This is a genomic window from Maribacter cobaltidurans (assembly GCF_002269385.1).
Taxonomy (GTDB): Bacteria; Bacteroidota; Bacteroidia; order Flavobacteriales; family Flavobacteriaceae; genus Maribacter; species Maribacter cobaltidurans.
In genome coordinates this window covers 898,681-924,045 of the sequence record NZ_CP022957.1, presented here as the reverse complement: position 1 = coordinate 924,045, position 25,365 = coordinate 898,681, and the positions used below count along the sequence as shown (strand labels likewise).

The window sequence follows — 25,365 nt, the reverse complement described above, 5'->3', positions numbered from 1 at the left end:
AGTGGCTTTGAGGGAAGGTGCCTTTTGGGCTAGTTAACGATATCTTTCTTTTAGCAAAGCTGATAAAACGGCCCGAAATTCCCATATTTAGCTGTAAATGGCATTTTTTAGTATGGGGTAAATCAGCTAAGTTTACGGTAGTTTAAAAAGATGAAAAAGAATCATTTTCTATGGAACTTTGGAGGAAAGCCGTTTACTTGAATACTCCTATCTGTTTGTTTTTATCTTGAATGACGTTAATAAAAATTGATGCGTAGTTCGATTTTATATATTATACTACTATTACTTCTGGCAGGCAGCAAGGTATTCGGACAGAATAGTACAAACTCCAAGTTTGTTCTAAAGGGGCTGGTAGAATCCCAAAGTACCCATACGCCAGTTTCAGGTGTTTCCGTTTCTACAAGTTCTGGGCAATTCACATTGACGAATGGTTTAGGCGAATTTAAGATATCCGTATCCATTGGGGAGGATTTAGTTTTGGAACACACTAGTTTCGAAACCGTTAGGCATAAAGTAACCAGCAAGGATGAAATTAAACTTCAAGTCGTAGATGAAACCAAGAATAACAGGCAATTAAGTAATTCCTCTATCAGTAGAAATAAAATGTTTAACTACCAATCTTTGCTGGATTCCGCAGAATACTACAGAAAGGACAATATCGCAAGAAGTATTGATTTCGTGGCTCAGAGCATGGAAGTATTGGGACCTAATGGCAATAAGGACCAGTTGGCAAAATCCCTGACCAAACTGGGTGAAATCTATTTGTATCATAAACAATATGATTTGGCCATAGATAATTTTGAGGATGCCCTGCAAGCCAATAAAACCATTGCCACCTCTTTGCTATTGGCAAGAACCTATGAGATAACGGGTCAATTAAAAAAAGCCGAGGAAGTACTGGTGCCCCTTCAGAAACTACAAAATATGGTGCCTTTTCAACGGGTGGAGCTATATGAAATTCTAGGGGACATTAAAAAAGAAATGAATGAGATTAAACTGGCAGTTGACTATTATAACGAGGGGTTAAAAGTGGCCACAAAGAACCAGATTGCCCCAAAGATGACCGATTTGAACTCAAAAATTGCCGATGCCTATGCCCAGGACAACCAACTAAGGGAGGCCGAGGTGTATTATGGAAACTCCGTAGAGCTTGCCGGAAAATTGGAGCCCAAACGGGTCTTACAGGAACGGGAAAAGGTGGCTGATTTTTACAATAAAAGAAACGAGTATACCGAGGAAATTGCCATCAGGAAAAATAGCTTGAAAGAATTGGACAAGCTGAACATACCAAACGAGGATAAAGCCTCAGGTTTAGGGGATACCATAACCACCCAAAGAATCAATTATAAAATTGCGAACGCCTATATAGCCCAAGATAAGTATGAAGAGGCAATTCCCTATCTACAACGAAGCATAATCCAAGCGGATTCCAATAACGATTTGGTGGTGCAAAAGGATGCGACTAGAAAATTATCTGAAGTCTATGAATATAAAGGGGATTACAATAGGGCCTTGGAAACCTATCAGGATTATGTCTCCCTAGTGGATACCTTGTACATACGGAAAGAACAGGAAATTTCCAGGGCGGCACGTTTTAATAGGGAAATCGCTGCTACACAGAGTAGGATAACCGGTTTGGAACAGGAGCGGGAATTATCACAGAGCAAATACGAGTTGGCACTAACGGAACAAGAATTGGCGGAGGAAAGTTACAAACGCCAACGCTGGATCATATACTCCTTGATTTTTGGATTATTGCTAACGGGATTGGCGGCGTTCTTTTTCTATAGGAGCAACCAGCAACAAAAGTTGGCGAATAATCTACTGGCCTTAAAATCACTAAGGTCACAGATGAATCCCCATTTTATTTTCAATGCGCTAAATTCCGTAAACAATTATATTTCAAAGAGCGATGAGCGAAGTGCCAATAGATATTTGAGTGATTTTTCCAAGTTGATGCGGTCCGTGCTTGAAAATTCGGAGGAAGATTTTATCCCTTTGTCCAAGGAGTTGGAGCTTCTTGAGCTTTATATTAAACTGGAGCACTCACGCTTTCCGGATAAATTCGATTACCGCATGCAGGTCGATGAAAATTTGGATGTCTCCACCTTTCAGATTCCTCCTATGTTATTGCAACCCTATATAGAAAACGCCATATGGCACGGACTCAGATATAAGGAAGAAAAAGGCTTTTTGGAAGTAAGGGTTCGTGCTAAGAATGAAAATGAGTTGGAAATACTGGTTGTTGATGACGGTATAGGCAGAAAGAAATCAGCTGAATTAAAAACGGTGAACCAAAGGAAACAAAAGTCCAAGGGGATGGGAAATATAAAACAGAGGATAGCTATTTTAAATGATATGTATGGTGACAAAGTATCCGTTTCCATTTCTAATTTAAAATCCAATGGGGAGGGCACCCAAGTATTGTTTACCTTAAAAAAAGACAAATGAACTTAAGAGCGATTTTAGTTGAGGACGAAGCCAATAGTAGGGAAATCCTCAGTAACTACATAAATAAGTACTGTCCGGATGTTGAACTTGTCGGTATGGCTTCTTCCATAAAGGAAGGTCTTGGGTTAATAGAAAAAAACGAGCTTGATTTGGTCTTTTTGGATGTGGAAATGCCTTTCGGCAATGCCTTTGATCTTTTGGACCAAATACCAGACAGAAGCTTTGAAACGGTTTTCGTTACGGCTTACGATCATTATGCCAAGGATGCCCTAAATCATCATGCAGCTTACTACCTCACCAAACCTATAAATATTGATGAACTGGTAAAAGCAGTAGAATATGTAAAGGAGGTAAGGACCAAGGAAAACCATTTACAGGAAAAGGTCTTGAACACCAATACCAAAAGTATACAGGGAAAATTGACACTGCCACAACAAGACGGGTTTCAAGTACTCAATGTGGAAGAAATCCTATATTGTCAGGCCGATGATAATTATACTGAAATCTATTTGGAGAACAAAAAGATCTTGGTAAGCAAAACACTTAAATATTTTGAGGACGCTTTGTTGGAATTTTATTTTGCCCGTATTCACAAATCGTATTTGGTCAATGTGAATGAAATAGTCAAATATCGAAAGGGTAAGGGCGGTAGCGTGGTATTGTCCAACGGAAAGGAATTATTGGTTTCGGCATCCAAAAAGAAAGACTTGTTGTCGTATTTTGATTAATATAAAAAAGAGTTTATGATTAAAGAGGTGAATGGAAAACATCCAAAAATAGGTAAGAATTGTTTTTTGGCCGAAAACGCTAGTATTGTGGGTGAGGTCACGATGGGAGACCAGTGCAGTGTTTGGTTCAATGCCGTGATTAGGGGCGATGTTCATTACATCAATATTGGAAACAAGGTAAATATCCAGGATGGTGCGGTTATCCATTGTACCTATCAAAAATCGCCTACCAATATCGGTAATAATGTCTCCATAGGCCATAATGCCATTGTTCACGGGTGTACCATTAAGGACAATGTGCTTATTGGCATGGGAAGTATAGTCATGGACGATTGTGTTGTTGAAAGCAACAGCATTATAGCAGCGGGTGCCGTGGTGACCAAAGGTACACATGTACCTTCGGGGAGTGTTTTTGCCGGTATGCCGGCAAAAAAGATAAAGGATATAAGTCCAGAATTAAGTGCGGGTGAGATTAATAGAATCGCCGAAGCATACATCATGTACTCTGGTTGGTTTAAAGAAAATGATTGACTTGATAAACTAAATAAAAGGTCGTTACGGCGATAATCCTTACTTTTGCCGAACCTAAATTTAAAACGATGAACGCATATATTTTCCCCGGACAAGGGGCACAGTTTGTGGGTATGGGATTGGATTTATACGAGAAATATCCGGTAGCCAAGACAATGTTCGATCAAGCCAATGAGATTCTGGGTTTTTCCATCACGGAGACTATGTTCCATGGAACTGCGGAAGGACTTAAGGAAACTAAAATTACCCAACCCGCCATTTTTTTACATTCCGTCATTTTGAGCAAGGTAATGGGCGATAGTTTTAAGCCCGATATGGTAGCGGGGCATTCCCTTGGGGAGTTTAGTGCCTTGGTAGCCAATGGTACGTTAAATTTTGAGGACGGGCTTCAATTGGTGTCCAAGAGGGCTTTGGCCATGCAAAAGGCATGTGAAATGCAACAAAGTACAATGGCTGCGGTATTAGGCCTGGACGATATCATAGTAGAAAAAATATGTGCCGAAACCCCGGGAATCGTGGTTGCTGCAAATTATAATTGTCCCGGACAATTGGTGATTTCGGGTGAAGTAGAGGCCGTAAATTTGGCCTGTGAAAAATTAAAGGAGGCCGGAGCAAGAAGAGCCCTTGTTTTGCCCGTGGGTGGGGCTTTTCATTCGCCTTTGATGGAACCTGCCAGGGAAGAATTGGCCAGTGCCATAGAAGGTACGAATTTTGCCGCCCCAAGTTGTCCGATTTATCAGAACGTAACGACCACTGCGGTAACCGATGCTGAAGAAATCAAGAAAAACCTCATTTCCCAGTTAACGGCACCCGTAAAGTGGACGCAAAGCGTACAACAGATGATTGCCGATGGTGCAACGGTCTTTACGGAAATTGGTCCTGGAAAAGTACTTCAGGGTTTGGTCAAGAAAATTGATGGTTCGGTTGAAACCCAAAGTCCAGAATTGGAGTAGCCGTATATTTCTTATAAAAGGGTAGTTTATCAAGAAAATGGCTGTTTAATCTGTTAATTAACGGTTTAGGCTCATTTTTTTGGTAATATTGGCTTCTGTTTTTATGATGTGCTGGGCATTTTGGAACGCTGCCCAGTGTTTAAAAGAAACGCTATGAAATTGAATAATAACTTCCGCATATTAAATAGAGTCCAACGTCTTACGTTTCAGAAGTCGGTCTTTCTTTTAGTACTTTTTTTAGCTTTCGGTCTTTTTGGTGGGGATGTATACGGGCAAACCGTTTCCATAACTGCTTCAATAGATACGGCAAATGAAGCGGGGACAATTGATGGGGAGTTTACCATTAGTGTAACTGGAGCCCCAATAGTTATAGGTAGTGTTGACGTTGAAGTTTTTCTTTCTGTCGATCCTGGTAGTACGGCAACTCCCAATGTTGATTATGATGCCTTGCCACCATCAGTAACGGTATCTACATTCTTGGGCTCAGGACAGGCTACGGTGGACTTGAATATTGATGATGATAATTTGGTGGAGGGTGATGAGCTGGTGAGATGGGTCATTCAGCCCGGCGCATATACCATTGACTTAGGTGCAAGTTCAGCGGACATTACCTTATTGGATGATGATATAGGAACCTTTACGGTCATACCGGTCATTCCAGAGGGTTCGGAAGAGGGGAGTGCTATTGCCCGGTTTCGAATTTTACTGAGCAATCCCAATGACACAGGTTTGCCTTTTACCGTGCCCTATACACTTACAGGTACTGCTACGGAAACAGTTGATTATGCCTTCACCGGGAATTTTACATTTCCAAGCGATGGCACAACCATCTCCAGGAACATTACCATCAATCCAGTGGACGATACTTTGGCGGAGGGCACTGAAAATGTTATTCTAACCTTAACTGGTACAGGTAATCCACTTTTTGTAATTGGTACGCCCACCCAAGCTTCGGTGGATATTTTGGACAATGATTATGAAGCCACGATATCTTCCCCAGATGATACAGCTGCAGAAAATACCCCGGCGAACAATACCGCTACTTTTACGGTAGACCTTGGCAGCCCAAATACAACAGGCAGTCCTATAGAGGTTGAATATATTATAGATGGAACGGCAACAAGTGGTACGGATTATACGAATATACCGGGGGTAGTTTCCATAGCAAATGGGCAGCAAACGGCCAACATCGTGATTACGCCCATAGATGATGATATAGTCGAACCTACTGAAACCGTCATCCTTACTTTGGTCGCTGGTACAGGTTATTCGCTTGGGCCAATTCCCACAAGAACTGAAACCATTGATATTCAGGACAACGATAGCGCCGGGGTAGTAGTTTCAGCTATAAGTGGAAATACAACCGAGGCAGGAGGAACCGCAACATTCACTATTTCCCTTACTAGCCAGCCTACTTCGGCAGTAAGCGTTGCTTTGTCAAGTAGTGATACGGGAGAAGGAACGGTGTCCTCTCCCGTGAGTATCCCCCCTGGTAGTTGGAATACGGGGGTCCCTGTTACTGTAACCGGAGTGGATGATGCCGTTGTAGATGGGAATCAAAACTATACCATAGTAACAGGAAATGTGGTTTCTACAGATTCAAATTACAATAGTTTGGGAGGTGGAGCTGTTGCAGATATTGCTGTTATCAACGTAGATAATGATACCGCTTCCCTAACCATTGCCGATGTTGCAATAAATGAGAATATTCCATCAGGAAACCTAGTTTTCACGGTGACGCTTGATTTGGCAGTTACAGGTGGATTTACGGTTCCATATACTTTTACGAATGGGACCGCCACGGGAGGGGGAACGGATTTTACCGCCACGCCTGGTACACTAAGTTTTGCAGGTACTGCCGGTGAGACAGAAGAAATCACAGTGGCCATCAATAACGATCAAATTCTTGAAGATAGTGAAACGTTCACGGTACAATTGGGAACTCCTAATAATCCCGGAGTACAAACGAGCGGAGGAGGTACGGCTACCGGAACCATAAACGATGACGACAATTGTGTGTCGGATACACCTATACTGGATACCAGTTTGGAAACCACGTTTTGTGGTGTGGAAGCGGAGACGGGCCCTACCCCCATTTTTCAGAATACCACGATTACCAGTTTAAATGATTATACCAGTACAACGCCACCAGCCGGCCGGGTAGGTTCCACTAGATTGGTTTGGAGTACTAGCAGCAATCCGTTGAACGAGAATGCCTATTTATTGCCAGCTGAGGTAGACAATCCTACCTTGGAGGGTTCTTACTTTGGTTTCTTCTTGGATGACAACGGTACACCTGAAATTTTTACTGACGATTGTGCCAGTGGAACGATTGAAGTGGAACTTTTCTTGAATATTATTCCTGTGATTGTTGACGTGACGGACGGGGAGGCCTGTGGACCTTCCAATGTGCAACTCTCTGTGGAGGCAACTGGTGGAGCTCTATTTAATTGGTATGATGCCATAGATGCAGATACGCCTTTAGGAGCTGGGGATAACTTTATTACTCCTACTATTTCCGAAACTACAAGCTTTTATGTGGAAGCCGTTTCCAATGGTTGCGCTTCCGAACGGATTGAGGTTATTGCGACCATAGGTAATGAACCTATAACGGGCACGGTTACGAATGGGGGCGCCTGTAGTATCGCTGCCTTTGGTAATTCGATCATTGACTTGGACAGTCGATTGGTTGGAGCAAGCTCGGGAACCTGGTCGACCAATGGAAATACCCTGACCATAAATGCAGATAATGAAGTGGATTTTGAAGGGGTTCCCAATGGCCAATATACATTTACTTACACGACCAATGTGGCAACGGCCCCATGTACCGATATTTCTGTGGATGTTGTAATCACGGTAAGCGAATGTAATGTAGATGACGATAATGACGGTTTGCTTACAGGAGAGGAAGTAGCCTTGGATTTGGATCCCAACGACCCGGATACCGATGGTGATGGAATCTTGGACGGGGAGGAAGTCGGTCCCGATGTTCAAAACCCTTTGGACGAGGATGGGGATGGAATCATAGACGCTTTGGATTCCAATACGGAAGATACAGATGCCGATGGGGTAAACGACCAACAAGATCCGGCGAATGAAAATGCCTGTATCCCAGATAATTCTAGCCCGGACTGTCCAGTTGATCTGGAAATTACTAAAGAGGCGGATCGTGAAAATGTAGCTCCGGGAGATGAAATTACGTTTACCATAACGGTAAGGAACCTAACGGATAAACAAGTGGATGAGGTTATCATAGTTGATGATTTGACCGGTACGGGATTTGACTATGTGTCCCATACAACGTCTTTAGGAGAATATAGCCCACTTGACGAATCATGGACATGGACTATGGTCAATTTACCGGCATTGGAATCAGCCACTTTGGATATTACAGCGGTAGTGCTGGAGGATGGAAGCTACACGAATACAGCGGAATTAATTAGTTCAACGCCCTTAGACGATAATCCTGATAATGATAAGGCAACTCTCCCAATTGAAACGCAAGTATACGAAGGGATAGATTTGGCCATAGAAAAGTCAGTGAATAATGAAACCCCTTTGGTGGGCGAACAGATAACGTTTACCATCACAGTGACCAATCTTACCAATGCATCTGATTTTGCAGAAGCCATCAATAATGTAATAATTAGTGATGTTATAGAGGAAGGTAAAGAGGCTCTTTTTGAATATGAATCGTATATCGCTGATATTGGGCTGTATAATAATGCCACAGGGATTTGGGAAATACCTTCCATACTGGCTGGGGAGGAAAACTCGGTAGAACTTCAAATTACAGGAAGGGTAACCGCTGTGGGTAGTTTTAGCAATACAGCAATATTGAATCGATCTTCGCCAAGGGACAGTAAAGATGCCGCCAACAATCAAAGTACCCAGCGAGTAACCATCAACGAAAGAACCCCTGCGGATCCAGGATTTCTTTTTAACCAATTCTCACCCAATGGTGATGGAACGAACGATGTTTTAAGGTTAAATCTTGAAGACCCTATAACCAATATCGGTATGGGTATAGAATATTCCATATCCATTGTGGACAGGTATGGAAATACCATTTTTGAGGGGTCGGATACGGTACCTAACGGAACCCAATCCGTTGCAGATGTATGGGACGGTACTTTTAAGGGTAAAGAAGTGCCCAAAGGTACATACTTCTATGTGCTTCAATATACTTTGGTTAATGATTTTGGCCCTATGGAAAGCCAGACGGACAAAGGCTGGATCCAATTAATTAGATAGACAATAATGGAATACCTAACGAACAGAGCAAAATTCAATATATTCCTGGGAATAATCGTTTGTACATTTTTTGGTACAACCCATGTTTTTGGTCAAAAGGAGCCTCAATATACCCAGTACATGTACAATATTGGAAGTTTCAACCCTGCCTATGTAGGAACCGTTGAAACGCCTGAAATAGCGGCATTGTACAGGGCGCAATGGATAGATATTCCGGGTGCACCCAGAACAATAAGAATTGGAACCAATATACCTTTTAAGAATGAGACCATGGGATTGGGCTTCAACGTGGTCAATGATCAATTGGGGCCAGTTACCCAAACCTATGCAGATATATCCTATTCCTATCAGGTGAATATTTCGGAGGAGACCAAATTATCCTTTGGTATGGATGCCGGTGGGTCTTTTTTGAACGTGGATTTTTCTAAAGGAACTTTTGAAAACCCGGGCGAGCCTTTAAGTCAAGAGCAGGTAACTAGATTTTATCCAACCATAGGAGCGGGGTTGTTCATGTATTCTGATCAATGGTATTTGGGAGCATCGGCGCCCAATTTTTTAACGGAAGGAATCTATAACGATGATGTTGCCTCCATTGTAGAGGATAAGCTGCAATTCAATTTTATTGGTGGGTATGTTTTTGATCTATCGGATAATTTAAAGTTCAAGCCAGCTTTTCTTATTAACACCTTGAAAGGTGCACCAGTGAATATTAATATTTCCACAAACTTTTTAATAAACGATGTATTCACCTTGGGTGCCTCTTACCGTGTGGAAAATGCATTCAGTGGCTTGGCAGGGTTCCAGATTTCCAATGGTACCTTTATTGGATATTCGTACGATTACAATACTAATCCGTTGGGTGAATTTAATAGCGGGTCCCACGAGGTCATACTTAAGTTTTATCTTGGAAAAGGTTCTGGAGGTTCTAGTGAAAAGAATAATAAAGGTTCTAAAGGTAAACCGAAACAAATTGATTCTCCAAGATTTTTCTAAATTGAAGAATATGAAGGTTAAAGAGTATATTTTCTTATTGTTGATTTTTTTGCCAGGCCTTATGGTTTCACAGGGTAAAAATTCCAAAGGGGATAACTATTTCTATGGATATCAATATGGAAAGGCCATAGCAGAGTATCAAAAAGAAAGACAAAAAGGCCCCTTGAGCAATTCGCAATTATTGAATTTGGCGGATTCTTACTTCAAAGTGGGGAATTATAAAAACGCTTCGGAATTATATCAAGAAGTCAATAAGAACGATACGATCATGACTGTGCATCAATTCAACCAATTGTTGCAGAGCTTGTCCAAAACATCCAGTAAGGATAGGGTGCAAACTTTTCTAAGGTCTAAATCCCCTTTGCTTTCCAATGAATTGATGGATAATGCCGAATTCAATTTTGAAATATTGGGAAAAGGAGCCTTGGACGCCAATAAAGTAACGCTTGTCAATCTTTCTTTAAATACAGCTCAAACCGATTTCTCCCCCGCCTTTTACAAGAATAAACTTTTGTTCAGTAGTAGTAGACCTTTAAAGTCGAAAGGGTTATATGAGCCCTCCGGAGAGTCTTATTTGGATATTTACGAGGTTTCCATAAGCGACAATGGGAAAACAGGAACGGTCAATCTGTTCGACATGATACCCGATTCCAAATTTCATAAATCGACGCCCTACTATTCTGAAGAAAACAATAGGATATTCTATATTTTGTCCAATTCTGAAGAAGGAGAGATGACCTACGATGAGAACGGAAAGAATTCCCTCGCTTTGGGAATGTTATATAATTCCGGTCAATTTAGATTTCTATTGAAGAATTTGAGTACCTCTTTCTATTATCCATTTTATGATGATAGTACGGACAGACTTTACTTTGCGGCAAATTTTGACGACAGTTATGGTGGTACGGATCTTTATTATGTAGCGACCAATAATGGGCAGGTGATGTCTGCGCCCGTTAATTTGGGTCCTCGAATTAATTCACCTGGAAATGAGATTGCTCCTTATATTTTTGATGGCAGTCTATATTTTTCCTCAGATGTTTTTTATGGGCTAGGAGGTATGGACGTTTATAAGTCCAGGATACAGGGCCGTGATATTTATGGAGTTCCCGTAAACCTTGGAGAGGGCATCAATTCTAAGGAGGATGATTTTGGTTTTATTATAAGGAAAGGTAATGACGGCTACACGGGTTATTTGGCCTCCAATAGACCAGGCGGAAAAGGCGGTGACGATATTTATTCGTTTAGGATGGAAAGTATCCCAGGTCTTAAGACTTTTGCCCTACGGGGAAATGTGGTGGATGCCTCCACAAATCTTAGTATTCCTAAGGCACAAATTCGTATTCTGGATAAACAGGGAAATCTGTTGAAGGAACTTTATAGCGATGAAAATGGTGACTTTAGTTTTGAAATTCCCTGGCAGGAAGAAATTGTTCTCCAGTCGGGCAAAGGAGAGTTTTCAGCCTTTTCAAGAACCTATTCTGGAAGTGAATTGGACGAAATCCAAAAAAATCCGTACACCATTGACTTATTACAGTTGGAGGATTTGGTTGAGGAAACTGAAGGCAAGAGGGTTGTTAAACTTAGAAAGTTTTACTTTCCCAAGGGGAAAAGTAATTTGACATCAGAAATTACCATGGAATTGGATAAAGTTGTGGAAGCGGTACAAAACTTTCCGGATGTAAGGTTGCGTATAGAGACCCATACAGATAGTAGGGGCAGTAGTGCAAGCAATCAAAAATTATCACAACAACGATCCGATGTCATTCGCGATTATTTGGTAAGCAAAGGTGTGCCAGCAGAAACTATACTAGAGTCCGTAGGGTATGGAGAAGAAAACATTAAAAATAATTGTACCAATGGTGTATATTGTTTGGATTTTCTTCACAAACAAAATGAGCGGACTTTAATAGAAGTGGTGAATAATTGATTGAAATCCTAATTGGCCAATACACAGTCTTCACATCCCTTGATTTTCCCATAATACGTACCCCGATACTTGTGCATCGTTTTAAAGGGAATTCCCAAAAGGGATTTTTTAATATAGGTCACATCGGTGTATAGTACACCCATCTTTTGCGTGTACCTTCTTTCCGTTCTAGTTCTTCTTTTAATGGAGATTAGCTTCATGGTTTCTTTTGCATTATTCAGGTGCAAAGGTCTAAAAATCAACGACCAATCCCAAATGTGTCCGTTAGGCCCCGCTTATAAAGGTTTTAAGTAGGGTCAAAATATGATAATCCAGAAATAGTACACGGAAAATAGTGAAAGGAAAAGTATGCCTAGGTAGGTTAGTATTTGCAAGGATTTATTGGGCCTAAATTCAGGACTTACATCACTGCTCATGACATTTTTTAAATTCATGTAACCAATTAGTGGAGCGACCACAAAAGACACAAATGTCGCCAATGCTACCAAATTACCCATATTGGCGGCAAAAGCTGCAATGACTACATAATTTATTATCGCAAGTAAGATCACTGTAATTGCAAAACTCAGTTTGGTTTGTAGGGTACCCTTTTTTGGAAATAACAAATCCAATATATCCAAACTAACCCTACTTACCGCATCATGGGCTGTCATACATGTACTGAACATGGTGGCAAAGGCAGATATTGCTATGAAAATATAGGCCCATGGGCCTATATGCGTTGTAAATAACTGAACCACTTGATCCGCAAAACTAACGGCATTGTCACTTAGTATTGTATTGGTACCATATAAGGTAAACCAGCCTATCAACATAAAAAATATGGCGAGCAATCCTGTTAAGAAGTATCCAATATTAAAATCTTGTAACGATTCCTTTAACGTGGGTTTTTCCTGGGTCTTCCATTTTTCAATACTCCAAAGGCTGATCCAACTTGAAGCTTCTACCGTGGTGGGCATCCAACCCATTAGACCAATTAGGAATAATATACCAACTTCGTTAAAAATGGGTGTAGGCTCAAAATTTTCCACTGGAATTGTCTGTCCATTGAACAAAACTAACCCTGTAGTTACTATTAGGGCTATGAATAAAATACTAACAACAAATTTTAGACTAATTTCTAAAAATTTGTATTTGCCAACAATGAGCAATACGCTAATAAATACAAATAACCCCAAAGCAACCATGCTTAAGGATACCCCAGTGATTTTAAATAGATTTATAAACAGGCCGGCCGTGACAGTATAAAGTGCCGCTAAAATGGTAAAGGTCGAAAAAAGTGTTATAAAGGCATAAAACCATAAATAACCTTTTCCCCTGTTAAGATATCCTTCTATAAGGGTTTTGTTGGTCACGCTGGTATAGCGAACTCCAAATTCAAAAAATGGATATTTAAAAATATTGGCCAGAATTATTGGAATAATCATTATCCAACCGTATTGGGCACCCGCCTTAGTCGACAAAACTAAATGGGAAGTACCAATGGCCATACTGGCAAAAAGTAATCCGGGCCCCAAGTTTTTAATCAGAATTCTAAGTTTGTCCATAATTAAATCGACCAACAAGTCTCATCAGACCTAAATGTAATCATTCAATTTTAATTTCGTCACCAGAAAATTTGGGACGTGTTTTCAATGCCAAATCTATAAATACTTTCACCCGGGCAAAGTATTCCCGAAGTTGTACTTTTAAACCGGACTCCAGATCAATATCCTGTGCATTAAACCCAATGGCCCTTAATCCGAATTTATGGGCTAGATAGATAGCACGCTCGTTATGGAATTTTTGTGAAACTACGGTAACTTGCTCCAGTCCAAAAATCTCTTTGGCCCTTACCATGGAATCCAAAGTCCTGAACCCTGCATAGTCCAAGAATATTTTTTCGGCAGGTATACCTTCCTTTACAAGGTCGTTTTTAATCGTAGTAGGTTCATTGTAGTAAATACTGCCGTTATCACCGCTCACTAAAATGAATTCGATTTTTTTTGCCTCATACAGGGAAACTATGGCAGCTATTCTATTGTCATAATATGGATTTGGACCTCCACCCTTGATTTTTTTTGCCGTTCCCAATATCATGCCTACCTTATTTTTTGGAACATGGGATAGGGAATCAAAAGTTTTGCCAACAGCAAAGGAATTGATGATGGTGTTACTTGCAACTAGTGCTATTAAAGTGATACATGTTATAGCAATCAATAATCTAATAGCATTTTTGCGCACCATCCGTAATTTTTTAAAGAACATCAACGTTCTTCTGAATCACTCAAAAATAGGCATTCTTTCATTGTGGTATCCTTGTCGGAGATAATCTTTCGATTTCGCTCCCTGCTAATTTTTCTTCGCGATGGTTTTGCTGATAGTTGAACTGCTTTTAACGGGTAATCAGATGCTTGGGTAAGTCCTCGACCCTTTCGCAACAAAGTTGGTCCATCACCTGTTGAAATTGGGTTTTGAGCATTCCAATGGTATGGTCCCCTCCTTTGGCCCCGAGGGCACCCACACCGTACATAAAAGAACGTCCCATAAAGGTAAATTGCGCGCCGCTTGCCATAACCCGAGCAATGTCCGGTCCGGAACGTAGCCCGCTATCCAGCATAATTTCGATTTGGTCACCGTATTTTCCAGCAAGGTCCTGTAAAGTGCCGATAGTGGATTGGGCGGCATCCAATTGTCTGCCTCCATGGTTGGAAAGTATGATGCCATCGAACCCCATTTTTATGGCATCCTTGGTATCCTGCTCGGAGGCCACGCCCTTTAATACCAGTTTGCCTTTCCATTTGTCCCGGATCGGTTTTATTCTCTCTGCATTAAGTTTCCCCGAAAATGTCCTGTCCATAAAGGCTCCCAATTGCTTTAAGTTAAGTCCTTCTGGGGTATACCGTTTTAAGTTTTCAAAAGTGGGTTGGCCATATTTCAAGGTGTTGTATGCCCACGTGGGTTTTCCTAGAATTTGAAGGATGTTGGTGATTGACATTTTTGGCGGCAGGGCCAATCCGTTTTTAAAATCCCGCGGTCTGAACCCGAACGTAGGAACATCACAAAGTAAGACTAAAACGGGACATCCCGCCGCTTGTGCCCTGTTAATGACATCGTCCCTAATACCATCATCAACTGGATTGTACAATTGAAACCAGGCATTCCCTTCGGTCAGTTCACTCGCCCTTTCAATGTTCATGGTGGTTACCGTGCTTAAAATGAAGGGGATATTATGTTTAAATGCGGCTTTGGCAAGTATGGCGGGGGAGTTGGGCCACATTAACCCCTGTAATCCAACAGGGGCGATACCAAAAGGCGCATCAAACTCCATACCCAGCACTTTTGTTTTGGTGGAACTTGTACCATAGTTTTGAAGGTACCTGGGTTCTAGCTGAACCTTTCTGATATCGCTTGTATTCCGAGCCAAACTTACATCCTCGTTACAGCCCCCGTCCAAATACTCAAAGGCAAATCTTGGAATTCTTGATTTCGCTTTATTTCTTAGATCGTCAACAGAAGGGTAATTGGAGTCAAAATTTGCTGCCATGCTTTATTATTTGGAGATAAAAGATACATGTTTTTTTAGTGAATAATTTTTTTAAGGAATTTGGAATTTAATTCAACCCCGAAAGGGCCATGGCCGCACCTAGTGAAGACCCCGAGCATCATTCCATTGTTCTTCACTTGCAGCTCTACCAACGCTATAATTAAATGAAGAGAAACTTCTTGAAATGTTTTATAAAGGATTTTGATTTTCGGGGACATTTATGTTCTGCATTCAAATAATATTTGTTAGAAAGACTTTTCTGTCGAATTTTGCCGTATTATGATATCCTTTTGTATTAATAAAGTCTTAACCTGTTAAAGTTATATAGCCCAAAAAAAGCCCAATCCTTTAAGGAATGGGCTTTTTTAATAGTAATGAGTCAGTTTCTATTTGAATAATTTAGGAGCAAAATCGGTTAGATATATTCGCCAGTTACGCCAAATATGTCCACCGTCCGTTTCAACATATTCATAAGGCATTCCTATTTCGTCCAACTGCTTTTTTAGGTCTTGATTGGCTTTGTACAGGAAGTCTGTTTTTCCAATGGCGATATAGTATAATTCCAGGCCATTTTTGTACTGTTGTTCAAGCGTTTCGTTTATGTTATTGTATACTTCTCCTGTGGCATCCTCCCTAGGCATGATGGCTGCGGAAAATAGTCCTACATAATCAAATGTGTTGGGATAGTATCTCGAAATATGAAAGGAGTGAAATCCGCCCATGGACAACCCGGCAATGGCTCTATTTTCTTTATTCGCCTTCACGCGATAGTTGTTTTCAACAAACTTGATAATGTCCATAAAATTTGCCTCGTACGTACCGTCCATAGTTTTTGGGGCCATGAAAACAGGTTTGTAAAATCCATCACTGCCCATTCCGGGTGCGGCATCCTGGGTAACATTGCCATTGGGCATTGCTATGATCATTGGCTGTGCCTTTCCTTCTGCAATAAGATTGTCAATAATTTGTGAGGTACGTCCCAAGTCCATCCAAGCCTCTTCATCGCCTCCGGCTCCATGAAGAAGGTAGAGTACAGGATATTCTTCTTTGGAATCCTCATATCCAGGTGGGGTGTAGATTGTTATTCTGCGATCCATGCCAAGTCCGGGTGAATCATACCACCTCTTGGCAACGGTACCATGGGGTACATCATTTACTTTATAGTTGTCTGCTTTTCCTCCCCCGATAATAAAAATATTGGTTAATGAAGACACATCCCTAATGACAAAGGGGTTGTTTGGATCCCTTACCGTCATTCCATCTACAATAAAACTATAGTTGTATAATTCAGAGGCCAAAGGTTCGGTGGTGTAAGTCCAAAGACCCTCACCATTTTTGGATAACAACTTTTTTCCCGGGGCGTCCATTTCACCCATGGGAGTCTTCATTTTCGTAGTAGGTAGAAAATCACCAGTTATGAATACGGAATCGGCCGCTGGCGCTAATAATCGAAATGTTACGCTTTTATCTTTATTTATCTCCGGAGATACAATTTCCTGTCCACCAAATAAGGCTTCTTGTCCGTTTGATTTTAGTCCTGCCAAAAGCACTACAAGGGCAATCATTATTCTTGTTTTTGTCATTTTAAAAAGTTTAAATCGAAATTATTTTAAGTGTTGGATTTTAATATATATTCACTTTTAGAATGAGATATTTATAATATGAAAACAAACAAATGTATATAAAAAAAGCGCTGCCCAAAGTTAATTGCTTAATTATTGTCTCATTTTGTTACAATAATACTTTGTTTTCTTCTTGTTTTGTTCGTTATTTGATACTTTGGGATTATTAGAGCGTGAAAATTGAAGACTATGGAGAAAAAGCAGGACTTTATTCAAAATTTGTCATATGATTCTGTAATATTTGGCTTTAATGGGACTCAGTTGAAAATCCTTATTTTGGAATACCACAATACAGGATTGTTCGCCCTTCCTGGAGGATTTGTACGCATGGATGAAGACTTGGAGGATGCGGTAAAAAATGGGATTAGGCAACGAACCGGTATACAGGATATTTATTTGGAGCAATTCTACACCTTTGGTAGTTTAGAGCGGTCCGATCCGGCAGCGATGGATAAAATTTTAACCCAAAATGATTTGGATAGGGAAAAATACAGTTGGATGATGGGACGATTTGTTTCCATTGGTTACTATGCCCCGATCAACTATGAAGAGGTTGAACCTAAGCCAGATGAACTTTCAGATAGTATCAATTGGTATCCCATTGACGAACTTCCATCCTTGATGATGGATCATGGGGAAATGGTAAAAAAGGCATTGGAAGTCCTTCGGCAAAATTTGGAGCGAAAACTGGTGGGGATGAATCTCTTGCCCGTTAAATTTACTATGAAGCAGTTACAGCAAGTCTATGAAGCGGTATTGGGAGAAAAACTGCGCCGAACAACCTTTCAAAGAAAAATGCTTTCCCAGGATATTTTGGTAAGACATGAGAAATTATTTCAAGGAAAGGCACATAAAGCTCCATATCTATATAGCTTTAAATAGAAATTGAATCAATAATTAACAAAAACAATAATGAACATGAAGAAAGTAATTTTTAATGCGTTTATACTGGTTGCATTTGGCCTTGTTTTTTCTTGTAAGGAAAAAGCGGAGAAAACAAATGAAACGGCAGATACACCGGAAACTCCAGTGGAAGAAGTTCAGGACTTTGGTGGTCTTGCATTATACACCGTACGAGATGATATGGGAACGGATGCCAAGTCAACCTTAAAGGCCGTTGCGGATGCGGGTTATGAAAACATAGAGGCCGCAGGTTATGCTGATGGTAAATTCTACAACATGACCCCTGCTGATTTTAAGGCTTACTTATCTGAAGTTGGACTTACCCCTATAAGCACACATCAATCTAGCGTTACACTGGATAATGCAGATGAGATGATGGCAGATGTTGCGGCTGCGGGATTTGAATATTTCGTGGTACCGGTACCTCCTATGGGGATGTTTAAATTCAACATGGAAGATAGAACAATGGGTATGGAGGGTACACCTCAAGAATTGGCCGATATTTTGGATACCCTAGGTGAAAAAGCAAGTAAAGCGGGTCTTAAATTATTGTACCATAATCACGATTTTGAATTTAAAAAAGGAACTGATGATGTGGTCATGATCGATTATTTGCTGGAAAACTGTAATCCTGATAATGTTAACTTCCAAATGGACCTGTATTGGGTTACCAAAGCGGGTGCCGATCCGGTGGCTTATTTTGAAAAGTATCCGGGTCGTTTTAAACTTTGGCATGTAAAGGATATGGATGATCAGGGAAGATTTGCTCCTGTTGGTACAGGAAACATTGATTTTGGTAGAATTTTAGAGAAGAAAGAACTTTCAGGTATGGAATATTATATGGTGGAGCAGGATATGACGTTCGATGGCTTAAAACCTTTGGAGGCTATAAAGATTAGCCATGAAGGGTTGAAGGAAATCGGATTTGAATAATCCTTAAGGATGAAACGGAAAACTTTTATTAAAACTACGGCTGCATTCGCAGCTGCTACGACCATAAATCCTTTGGCCTCCTGTAAATTGGATAAAAAGAAAATGTCGGAAGATTTGCCTCTGGAACCTGTTCGAAAAAACTGGGCCGGGAATTATACGTATAAGGCAAAGAACCTATATGAACCAAAAACGGCCGAGGAAGTCCAAGAGTTGATCAAGGAACTGAAAGCTCAAAAAGCTCTGGGGTCTAAACACTGTTTTAACAACATTGCAGATAGCCCAATAAACCAAATCTCCACCAAACACTTAAATGGTGTCATTGATTTGGATGAGGAAAATATGACCGTTACGGTGGGTGCAGGTGCTAAATACGGTGATTTTGCCCCCGAATTACATGAACGGGGATATGCTTTGCACAACTTGGCCTCTCTGCCACATATTTCGGTTGCTGGAGCATGTGCAACGGCAACCCATGGTTCTGGTGTTAACAATGGAAATTTGGCAACCGGTGTAGCTGCCATTGAATTGGTAAACGGCAATGGAGAAATTATAGTGCTAAAAAGGGGAGACGAAGCCTTTAATGGTGCTGTGGTAAATCTCGGAGCTTTGGGTATTATCACCAAAATGACCTTGGATATTCAAAGGACATTTGATGTTCGGCAGGATGTCTTTCAGGAACTTCCTTTGGAATCCCTGAAGGAAAATTTTAATGACATTTTATCGGGTGGTTACAGCGTAAGTCTTTTTACGGACTGGCAGAATCAAAAAATCAGTCAGGTGTGGGTCAAGCGAAGAACCGATGAAAAAGTAAAGGATTTAGGCGACGAGTATTTTGGTGCCAAGGCGGCGACAAGAAACCTACATCCTATTACCGAACTATCCGCTGTAAATTGTACGGACCAAATGGGTGTTCCTGGTCCTTGGTATGATAGACTTCCACACTTTAAAATGGGTTTCACGCCCAGTAGTGGAGAGGAATTACAATCGGAATTTTTTGTACCTAAAGATCAAGCACTTGATGCCATATTGGCCCTGGAAAAAAAGAGGGATCTAATTTCTCCTCAATTAATGATTACCGAAATACGTACAATTGCAGCCGATGATTATTGGATGAGCCCGTGCTATCAGCAGGATTGTGTTGCGATCCATTTCACATGGAAACAAAACCCTGAGGAAGTTGGAGCTTTAGTAACTATGATTGAAGAAGAGCTGGAACCTTTTCAGTTCAGGCCTCATTGGGGTAAAATCTTTAACGTTGATCCTAAGGTGTTGTCCTCAAGATATAGCAAGTTTTCGGATTTTCTAGCTTTGGCTAAAAAGCACGATCCCGATGGAAAATTCAAAAATGATTATTTGAACAAGAATTTATATCAAGCATAAAAAATATTGAAACAATGAAAAAACTAACTTTTAAAATTTGCTTGCTTCTATTATCGGTTTCCATTTCCATGGTGGCCCAAGAAGTGAAGACCGGAATGGATGTGGCGGTTACGAAAACCAATAATGGAAAGGTCCGTGGCTATATTCAAAACGATATTTTCACGTATAAGGGAATTCCTTACGGTAAGGCCGAAAGATTTGAGACCGCTGTAAAACCGGAACCATGGGAGGGTGTTCGTAGTTCTACAATGTACGGACCAGTAGCTCCTTTGCTAACGCCAACAACTACGGTCAATGATGAGGTGGAATTTGTTTTTGACCATGATTGGGGATATACCAATGAGGACTGTTTAAGTTTGAACGTATGGACACCAAGTATATCGGACAACAAAAAAAGACCCGTGATGTTTTGGATTCATGGGGGAGGTTTCACTTCGGGATCAAGTCATGAGTTACCGTCTTATGATGGTGAAAATTTGAGTAAAAAAGGCGATGTGGTCGTTGTGTCCATTAATCATCGGCTAAACGTTTTAGGGTTCTTGGACCTATCTGCCTATGGTGATAAATACAGTCATTCTGCCAACAACGGCATGTTGGATATCGTTTTGGCCTTGGAATGGGTCAGGGACAACATTGCCAATTTTGGGGGGGACCCAAATAACGTGACCATTTTTGGCCAATCGGGTGGCGGGGCCAAGGTAAATACCTTAATGGCCATGCCCAAGGCCGAGGGTTTGTTCCATAAAGCCATCAATCAGAGCGGATCGTTTAGAAGTGCCATTTTGGAAAAAGAGGATACTCAGGCTATAGCGTCCGAAACATTATCCATTTTAGGGTTGGATGAAGCTTCTGTGGATAGCATTCAGAATATTCCTTTTGAAGTATTGTCCGAAGCAAGTAGCAAGGCCTTAAGAATTACAGCTGAAAAAATGCAGACTGCAGGCAAACCTGCTATAGGATTTGGTCTTAGTTGGGGCCCTAGCCTGGACGGAACGGATTTGCCCTATCAGGTAAATTCCAACGAGGTCTTAAAAATGTCCAAAGATATACCGTTATTGATTGGAACGGTAAAGAATGAATTTGCACCTTTCACCACGATGCAATTGGTAAATGCTTCTGAAGAAGATATTTTGAAACAGATTAAGGAACGGTATAAGGAAAATGCCGATGCCTATATAAAGGCCGTGAAAAAAGCATACCCCAATGATACAGATCCCAAAGATCTTTTGGACGTAGATACCATGTTCAGACCGGGAGCGGTGGTGCAGGCGAATGAAAAATCTGCTTTAAAGGACGGAGCGGATGTCTACATGTATCTGTTTACTTGGCAGTCCCCAGTTTTCAATGGAAAATATAAGGCGTTGCATTGTATGGAATTACCCTTTGTATTTGATACGGTGGATTTGGCAAACCAAATGACCGGAGGAGGCGAGGAGGCCCACCAATTGGCTGATAAAATGAGTAGTGCTTGGATCAATTTTGCCAAGACGGGCAATCCCAATGCAGCTAGTTTGCCGGAATGGCCTACTTACAATGAAAAGAATACGGCTACGATGCATTTTAACGTAACCTGTGAGGTAAAACCTCAAATGGACAAGGAATTGTTTGAAATTGTAGGAGCCAATTAAGAGAAAGGCAAAATAAGTTAAACAAAAGCCCGGACATTGGTCCGGGCTTTTGTTTTATATAAAAAGAAGCAGATTTATACTATTAGAAGAACTACCGTCAATAAAAAACCCGCGACGGCAAAATAGATGCCTTTTTTGTAAATGGGCGCTTTAGGGTTGATCATAAAAAATGCCGATACGGAAAAGAAAAGTAAACCTATTCCAAAAAGAACGGCAAGCCAAAACAAGGGATTGCCCTGATGCATTTTGTGTAGCTTGTTCATCTTTTCTATAACTAAGGGTTGGTGTTTTTCCGTGTAGGATACTTCACCCGTAGCCTTATTGTAGGAACCTGAACCAAAATAGATCATATCGCCCTCTGTTTTGTCCACCTTAAAAAAGCGCATACGAAGTTCCTGCCCCAGTTTTTCTTCATTCAACCCGGCTGGGAGTGTTTTGGTGATGGTCACCTCCTTTTTTAGGAAATCTGTGTTACGAAATGTCAGTACGATACCGCTAATGGCATAAACGGCCATGATTCCTGCTAGGAAAAAGCCTAGATATCGATGAAATTCCCTAAAGGTGTTCTCTGATTTTCTGCTCATGATGATATAGATTGTTTAGTATTGTTCAATTTTAGAGGCCTAAAATAACAAAAGGTTTAATGGGGAAGATGAATTTATGACCGAATTTATAGTGTTCTTGTTTAATGAATTCTTGGTTGTAGGTAATAGAAGGGTCAATATAGCTCAATTGATTCGAATAAGTTCTTTATTCCTAGTCAGGCCAATATTCAACTGACCCAAAAAATAGTAAAGGCAGGGAAGTTGTTGAACATCCACCTTACCTTCTAAAAGGGATGCATTATTGTCTTCAAAATTAAGTTCAGTCGACCCTATTGAAGAGCTGTATAATACTCATATGAAAGAAAAATCAATGATTCTCAAGTGATTGACATTGCCAAAGACTTTTATGAAAGTGGTAAACCATTGTGTTAAACTCTTTCAGCCTTTAATAATATAAATAAAGCCGTTACCAAAAAAGGCTTCAATAATTATCTTGGAACATTTAAGTTCGGGAGACCGGGAATGCCCATTCGCCATCCATTAACTATAAAACATTAACTAATAAAGGGTCAGATTCTAGAAAGGTCCAACCCGTATACTTTAAATTACACACTTATTTGAGATAGTGTCTTTTATTGCCCTTAAATTATACCTCTTTCATTATTGGTATAGTAATGGCTCTGAGTTCTTCCTTGAAAAATAGTAAATCCTTTTGTAGGTTGAGGTTTTCAGACGATATTTCCGTTTGAAACAAATCCTGATAATAAGCAATTCCATTAAATAAATTACTTTTAAAAGCCTCCCATTTCTTGATTTGTTTGGTCGTAACTTCTTCTGAATTAGTTTCTATTTCATTTTTTAAATAATCCACATATATTTTCAATTCTTTGACAAACATGTTTGGGCGATGCGGGGAGTGGAGCACAGACCCGTTTCCATAAATATGTTGTATCATTTTGGAAAGTGATACTTCCTTGTCGAAATACGCCATATTAGGTCCTGGACAAATAACCACACCTTGTTTCTGTCCTTTTATTTCAATATCGTTTTCCAAAAAAGACGCATTGGCCAAACCTACACAAAGGCAGGCCTTTTCAGTTATTTTAACTTTGGCATTTTCATAGGTATTTTGGGGGATTTCAAATCGGTTGGCTTCTAATTCTTGAAGTTTCATATCTTGATACTTTTTTGAAGCCGTACAAACACCCTTTGGATCCAATTCTTTGCTCAACGCCAAATATTTTTTTGGACAGGAACTCCCAGCTTTATTGTTATCAATACGTTTTTGTCTATGGTACTCATTTGTACTCCCTTTAATAGTGTTAAAAGGAATTCCCAAGGGTGAAATATTACTTAAATACAAATCTTTTTCTTTGGCATCAGCTAATAACGTTCTGGTTTTATAATCTACTGATGTGGCTTCCGGAACCAATAAAAATGGGCTTCCCCAACCAACAGAATCAACTTGGTAATTTTCAAGTAAAAATTCGTGTTCTTCAGCCGTGCCTACACCTCCCTGCACGGTGATCTTCAAATCTAAAGGCTGTACAGGAACTTCCATTCCCTTCTGAAGCAGGCCTTTTGTAAGAACCTTGTGCGTGTCTTCAATTAATTCTGCTTTTTTATTTTTGAACTCTTCTAAAATGGGACCCAACAAAAAGCCTTCTGTTGCAAAAGAATGTCCGCCACAATTTAAACCGGATTCAATCCTATATTCTGAAACCCAAAGACCCTTTTTTGCCAAAAATTTACCTTGAATGGTTGCTGAACGATAATCACTGACCTTAAGAATAATCTTCTTTTTTAATCGGTTATTTCTATCAGGAAAGAAATCTTTGAAATTTTCAAAGTAACTGTATAATCTTGGGTTCATTCCTGCAGAGAGCACAACTGAAGAGTTTAGTCTACTATGGGCAAAACCCCTGAGCGAGGCATGGGCGTCGTTAAATTCAATAGGCAATTGCTTATTGTTAATAAAGTTGTCCTTATCAACTTTGGTCATGATATTCACATCAATGTCACCCGCTTTTAAATGTACTTCTAAAAAGTTTTCTATGTCATCCTTAAGTGCAGAACCTTCATTCATTAGATTGGAAAGTCCTTCCTTTATACTGGATTTATTGGGCAGAGTAGCTATAAAATCTTCCAATGCCAATTTACTTTCAGCTAGTTCTTTTTTAAATTTTGAGAATTTTTCCTTAACAATGGTATCCACTAAATTTAAATAGGTGGTAATACGCTTGGCACGATAATCCTGTGCTTTTTTTGAAATTTCTTCATATGGAAAATTGAATTTTTTGCTATAGAACGAATTCATTTTCTCTATGAGCTCATCGTCAATGATAGATATTACGGAGGAAATTCCATAGTGGGCCACACGTATTGGACTGTCTATGGTATACGCTAATCCCATTACTGGAATATGAAAGGTGTGTATTGATTTAGTCAAAACCGCTTTTTAGATTAAATAAGACACAAATGTGACCTTTATTCTTTAACTAAAAACTGACATATGTCATAATTGATATTTTTTTGACTGTATCAATACTGTGGAAATAGACTTAAGAAAACTTAACACGGGAAAGGATATGATTCATAACAAAGTCGGGAGTGAAGAAAGTTACATCACAAAATCAACAAAGCTTAATATTGAATGGTAAGGCCCATTTGGGAAAAGGAGTTAAAAAAATGGAGCAGTTTAATTTGCTAATGCTACCACAACCAAACCTAAAAATGGATTGCTCACTTTTAAAGAAATTACAGAAGGAATAGAAGTAGGTAGAGAATATTTTATGAATAACATTAAGAATGTGATTTGATCAAGTCTTCAAAACAAAAAAGTCGCGACGACGGTCACGACTTTTCTAATTGTAAGTACTCGAGGCGGGACTTGAACCCGCACGGGCAAATGCCCACAGGATTTTAAGTCCGGCGTGTCTACCAATTCCACCACTCGAGCGTTTGGATATTGGAATAAAAAAACGCTGA

General features: G+C 40.1%; 18 protein-coding genes and 1 tRNA gene. 11 read left to right on the top strand and 8 right to left on the bottom strand.

The window, feature by feature from the left end; translation table 11 throughout:
- The first annotated feature begins 249 nt into the window (after nucleotides 1–249).
- From CJ263_RS04055 to CJ263_RS04025, 7 genes are all read left to right on the top strand, one after another.
- A complete protein-coding gene (locus CJ263_RS04055; protein ID WP_094996088.1) occupies nucleotides 250–2,451 on the top strand; it encodes a histidine kinase in 2,202 nt (733 codons plus the stop codon).
- Nucleotides 2,448–3,179 carry a LytR/AlgR family response regulator transcription factor gene (locus tag CJ263_RS04050; RefSeq protein ID WP_094996087.1) on the top strand — a complete coding sequence of 244 codons (732 nt, stop codon included), beginning with the start codon at nucleotides 2,448–2,450 and terminating at the stop codon, nucleotides 3,177–3,179. Before CJ263_RS04055 ends, CJ263_RS04050 begins: the two co-directional genes overlap by 4 nt.
- Before the next feature lie 15 nt (nucleotides 3,180–3,194).
- Nucleotides 3,195–3,710: a gamma carbonic anhydrase family protein gene (locus CJ263_RS04045; RefSeq protein WP_094996086.1), complete on the top strand. Its 516-nt coding sequence runs from the start codon at nucleotides 3,195–3,197 to the stop codon at nucleotides 3,708–3,710.
- Between the two features lie 68 nt (nucleotides 3,711–3,778).
- Entirely contained in the window at nucleotides 3,779–4,663 is an 885-nt protein-coding gene (gene fabD / locus CJ263_RS04040; protein ID WP_094996085.1) for an ACP S-malonyltransferase, read from the top strand.
- Nucleotides 4,664–4,816: 153 nt separating this feature from the next.
- Nucleotides 4,817–8,917: a Calx-beta domain-containing protein gene (locus CJ263_RS04035; protein ID WP_094996084.1), complete on the top strand. Its 4,101-nt coding sequence runs from the start codon at nucleotides 4,817–4,819 to the stop codon at nucleotides 8,915–8,917.
- A gap of 6 nt (nucleotides 8,918–8,923) precedes the next feature.
- Complete coding sequence (locus CJ263_RS04030) at nucleotides 8,924–9,910, top strand: PorP/SprF family type IX secretion system membrane protein (RefSeq protein ID WP_094996083.1); 987 nt, start codon at nucleotides 8,924–8,926, stop codon at nucleotides 9,908–9,910.
- Between the two features lie 10 nt (nucleotides 9,911–9,920).
- Nucleotides 9,921–11,840, top strand: coding sequence for an OmpA family protein (locus CJ263_RS04025; RefSeq protein ID WP_094999097.1), 1,920 nt, complete (start codon nucleotides 9,921–9,923; stop codon nucleotides 11,838–11,840).
- An 8-nt stretch (nucleotides 11,841–11,848) separates the two neighbouring features.
- Here CJ263_RS04025 and CJ263_RS04020 read toward each other — a convergent pair whose 3' ends face one another.
- The 5 genes from CJ263_RS04020 to CJ263_RS03995 all read right to left on the bottom strand — a co-directional run bounded on the left by CJ263_RS04020 (nucleotide 11,849) and on the right by CJ263_RS03995 (nucleotide 16,949).
- Entirely contained in the window at nucleotides 11,849–12,040 is a 192-nt protein-coding gene (locus tag CJ263_RS04020; RefSeq protein ID WP_094999096.1) for a hypothetical protein, read from the bottom strand.
- A 96-nt stretch (nucleotides 12,041–12,136) separates the two neighbouring features.
- Nucleotides 12,137–13,387, bottom strand: coding sequence for an NRAMP family divalent metal transporter (locus CJ263_RS04015; RefSeq protein WP_094996082.1), 1,251 nt, complete (start codon nucleotides 13,385–13,387; stop codon nucleotides 12,137–12,139).
- A gap of 40 nt (nucleotides 13,388–13,427) precedes the next feature.
- A complete protein-coding gene (locus CJ263_RS04010; RefSeq protein ID WP_094999095.1) occupies nucleotides 13,428–14,066 on the bottom strand; it encodes a SanA/YdcF family protein in 639 nt (212 codons plus the stop codon).
- A 148-nt stretch (nucleotides 14,067–14,214) separates the two neighbouring features.
- Nucleotides 14,215–15,366 (bottom strand): alpha-hydroxy acid oxidase, encoded by a 1,152-nt coding sequence (locus CJ263_RS04005; RefSeq protein WP_094996081.1) that lies wholly within the window; start codon nucleotides 15,364–15,366, stop codon nucleotides 14,215–14,217.
- A 386-nt stretch (nucleotides 15,367–15,752) separates the two neighbouring features.
- On the bottom strand, nucleotides 15,753–16,949 hold the full coding sequence (locus CJ263_RS03995) for an esterase (RefSeq protein WP_094996079.1): 1,197 nt from the start codon (nucleotides 16,947–16,949) through the stop codon (nucleotides 15,753–15,755).
- 228 nt (nucleotides 16,950–17,177) lie between these two features.
- Here CJ263_RS03995 and CJ263_RS03990 point away from each other — a divergent pair, with 228 nt between their 5' ends.
- Genes CJ263_RS03990 through CJ263_RS03975 form a run of 4 tightly spaced genes read left to right on the top strand, consistent with a single transcriptional unit; the run spans nucleotide 17,178 to nucleotide 21,832 of the window.
- Nucleotides 17,178–17,870 carry an NUDIX hydrolase gene (locus CJ263_RS03990; protein ID WP_094996078.1) on the top strand — a complete coding sequence of 231 codons (693 nt, stop codon included), beginning with the start codon at nucleotides 17,178–17,180 and terminating at the stop codon, nucleotides 17,868–17,870.
- A gap of 36 nt (nucleotides 17,871–17,906) precedes the next feature.
- Nucleotides 17,907–18,824, top strand: a complete 918-nt coding sequence (locus tag CJ263_RS03985) for a sugar phosphate isomerase/epimerase family protein (RefSeq protein WP_094999094.1) — start codon at nucleotides 17,907–17,909, stop codon at nucleotides 18,822–18,824.
- Nucleotides 18,825–18,833: 9 nt separating this feature from the next.
- A complete protein-coding gene (locus tag CJ263_RS03980) occupies nucleotides 18,834–20,204 on the top strand; it encodes an FAD-binding protein (protein ID WP_094996077.1) in 1,371 nt (456 codons plus the stop codon).
- A 14-nt stretch (nucleotides 20,205–20,218) separates the two neighbouring features.
- The gene (locus CJ263_RS03975; protein ID WP_094996076.1) at nucleotides 20,219–21,832 is read left to right on the top strand and encodes a carboxylesterase/lipase family protein; all 1,614 of its coding nucleotides are present in this window, start codon (nucleotides 20,219–20,221) and stop codon (nucleotides 21,830–21,832) included.
- Nucleotides 21,833–21,906: 74 nt separating this feature from the next.
- Here the strand turns inward: CJ263_RS03975 and CJ263_RS03970 are convergent, their stop codons facing one another.
- From CJ263_RS03970 to CJ263_RS03960, 3 genes are all read right to left on the bottom strand, one after another.
- Nucleotides 21,907–22,416, bottom strand: coding sequence for a PepSY-associated TM helix domain-containing protein (locus CJ263_RS03970; RefSeq protein WP_094996075.1), 510 nt, complete (start codon nucleotides 22,414–22,416; stop codon nucleotides 21,907–21,909).
- 607 nt (nucleotides 22,417–23,023) lie between these two features.
- Nucleotides 23,024–24,790 (bottom strand): hypothetical protein, encoded by a 1,767-nt coding sequence (locus CJ263_RS03965; protein WP_094996074.1) that lies wholly within the window; start codon nucleotides 24,788–24,790, stop codon nucleotides 23,024–23,026.
- A gap of 462 nt (nucleotides 24,791–25,252) precedes the next feature.
- Nucleotides 25,253–25,336, bottom strand: a tRNA-Leu gene (locus CJ263_RS03960).
- Between the last annotated feature and the right edge of the window lie 29 nt (nucleotides 25,337–25,365).

Bases quoted from the DNA above. Each gene is read 5' to 3' on its own strand.
- CJ263_RS04055 (WP_094996088.1), top strand. From the start codon at position 250: ATGCGTAGTTCGATTTTATATATTATACTACTATTACTTCTGGCAGGC.
- CJ263_RS04050 (WP_094996087.1), top strand. From the start codon at position 2,448: ATGAACTTAAGAGCGATTTTAGTTGAGGACGAAGCCAATAGTAGGGAA.
- CJ263_RS04045 (WP_094996086.1), top strand. From the start codon at position 3,195: ATGATTAAAGAGGTGAATGGAAAACATCCAAAAATAGGTAAGAATTGT.
- fabD (WP_094996085.1), top strand. From the start codon at position 3,779: ATGAACGCATATATTTTCCCCGGACAAGGGGCACAGTTTGTGGGTATG.
- CJ263_RS04035 (WP_094996084.1), top strand. From the start codon at position 4,817: ATGAAATTGAATAATAACTTCCGCATATTAAATAGAGTCCAACGTCTT.
- CJ263_RS04030 (WP_094996083.1), top strand. From the start codon at position 8,924: ATGGAATACCTAACGAACAGAGCAAAATTCAATATATTCCTGGGAATA.
- CJ263_RS04025 (WP_094999097.1), top strand. From the start codon at position 9,921: ATGAAGGTTAAAGAGTATATTTTCTTATTGTTGATTTTTTTGCCAGGC.
- CJ263_RS04020 (WP_094999096.1), bottom strand. From the start codon at position 12,040: ATGAAGCTAATCTCCATTAAAAGAAGAACTAGAACGGAAAGAAGGTAC.
- CJ263_RS04015 (WP_094996082.1), bottom strand. From the start codon at position 13,387: ATGGACAAACTTAGAATTCTGATTAAAAACTTGGGGCCCGGATTACTT.
- CJ263_RS04010 (WP_094999095.1), bottom strand. From the start codon at position 14,066: ATGGTGCGCAAAAATGCTATTAGATTATTGATTGCTATAACATGTATC.
- CJ263_RS04005 (WP_094996081.1), bottom strand. From the start codon at position 15,366: ATGGCAGCAAATTTTGACTCCAATTACCCTTCTGTTGACGATCTAAGA.
- CJ263_RS03995 (WP_094996079.1), bottom strand. From the start codon at position 16,949: ATGACAAAAACAAGAATAATGATTGCCCTTGTAGTGCTTTTGGCAGGA.
- CJ263_RS03990 (WP_094996078.1), top strand. From the start codon at position 17,178: ATGGAGAAAAAGCAGGACTTTATTCAAAATTTGTCATATGATTCTGTA.
- CJ263_RS03985 (WP_094999094.1), top strand. From the start codon at position 17,907: ATGAAGAAAGTAATTTTTAATGCGTTTATACTGGTTGCATTTGGCCTT.
- CJ263_RS03980 (WP_094996077.1), top strand. From the start codon at position 18,834: ATGAAACGGAAAACTTTTATTAAAACTACGGCTGCATTCGCAGCTGCT.
- CJ263_RS03975 (WP_094996076.1), top strand. From the start codon at position 20,219: ATGAAAAAACTAACTTTTAAAATTTGCTTGCTTCTATTATCGGTTTCC.
- CJ263_RS03970 (WP_094996075.1), bottom strand. From the start codon at position 22,416: ATGAGCAGAAAATCAGAGAACACCTTTAGGGAATTTCATCGATATCTA.
- CJ263_RS03965 (WP_094996074.1), bottom strand. From the start codon at position 24,790: ATGGGATTAGCGTATACCATAGACAGTCCAATACGTGTGGCCCACTAT.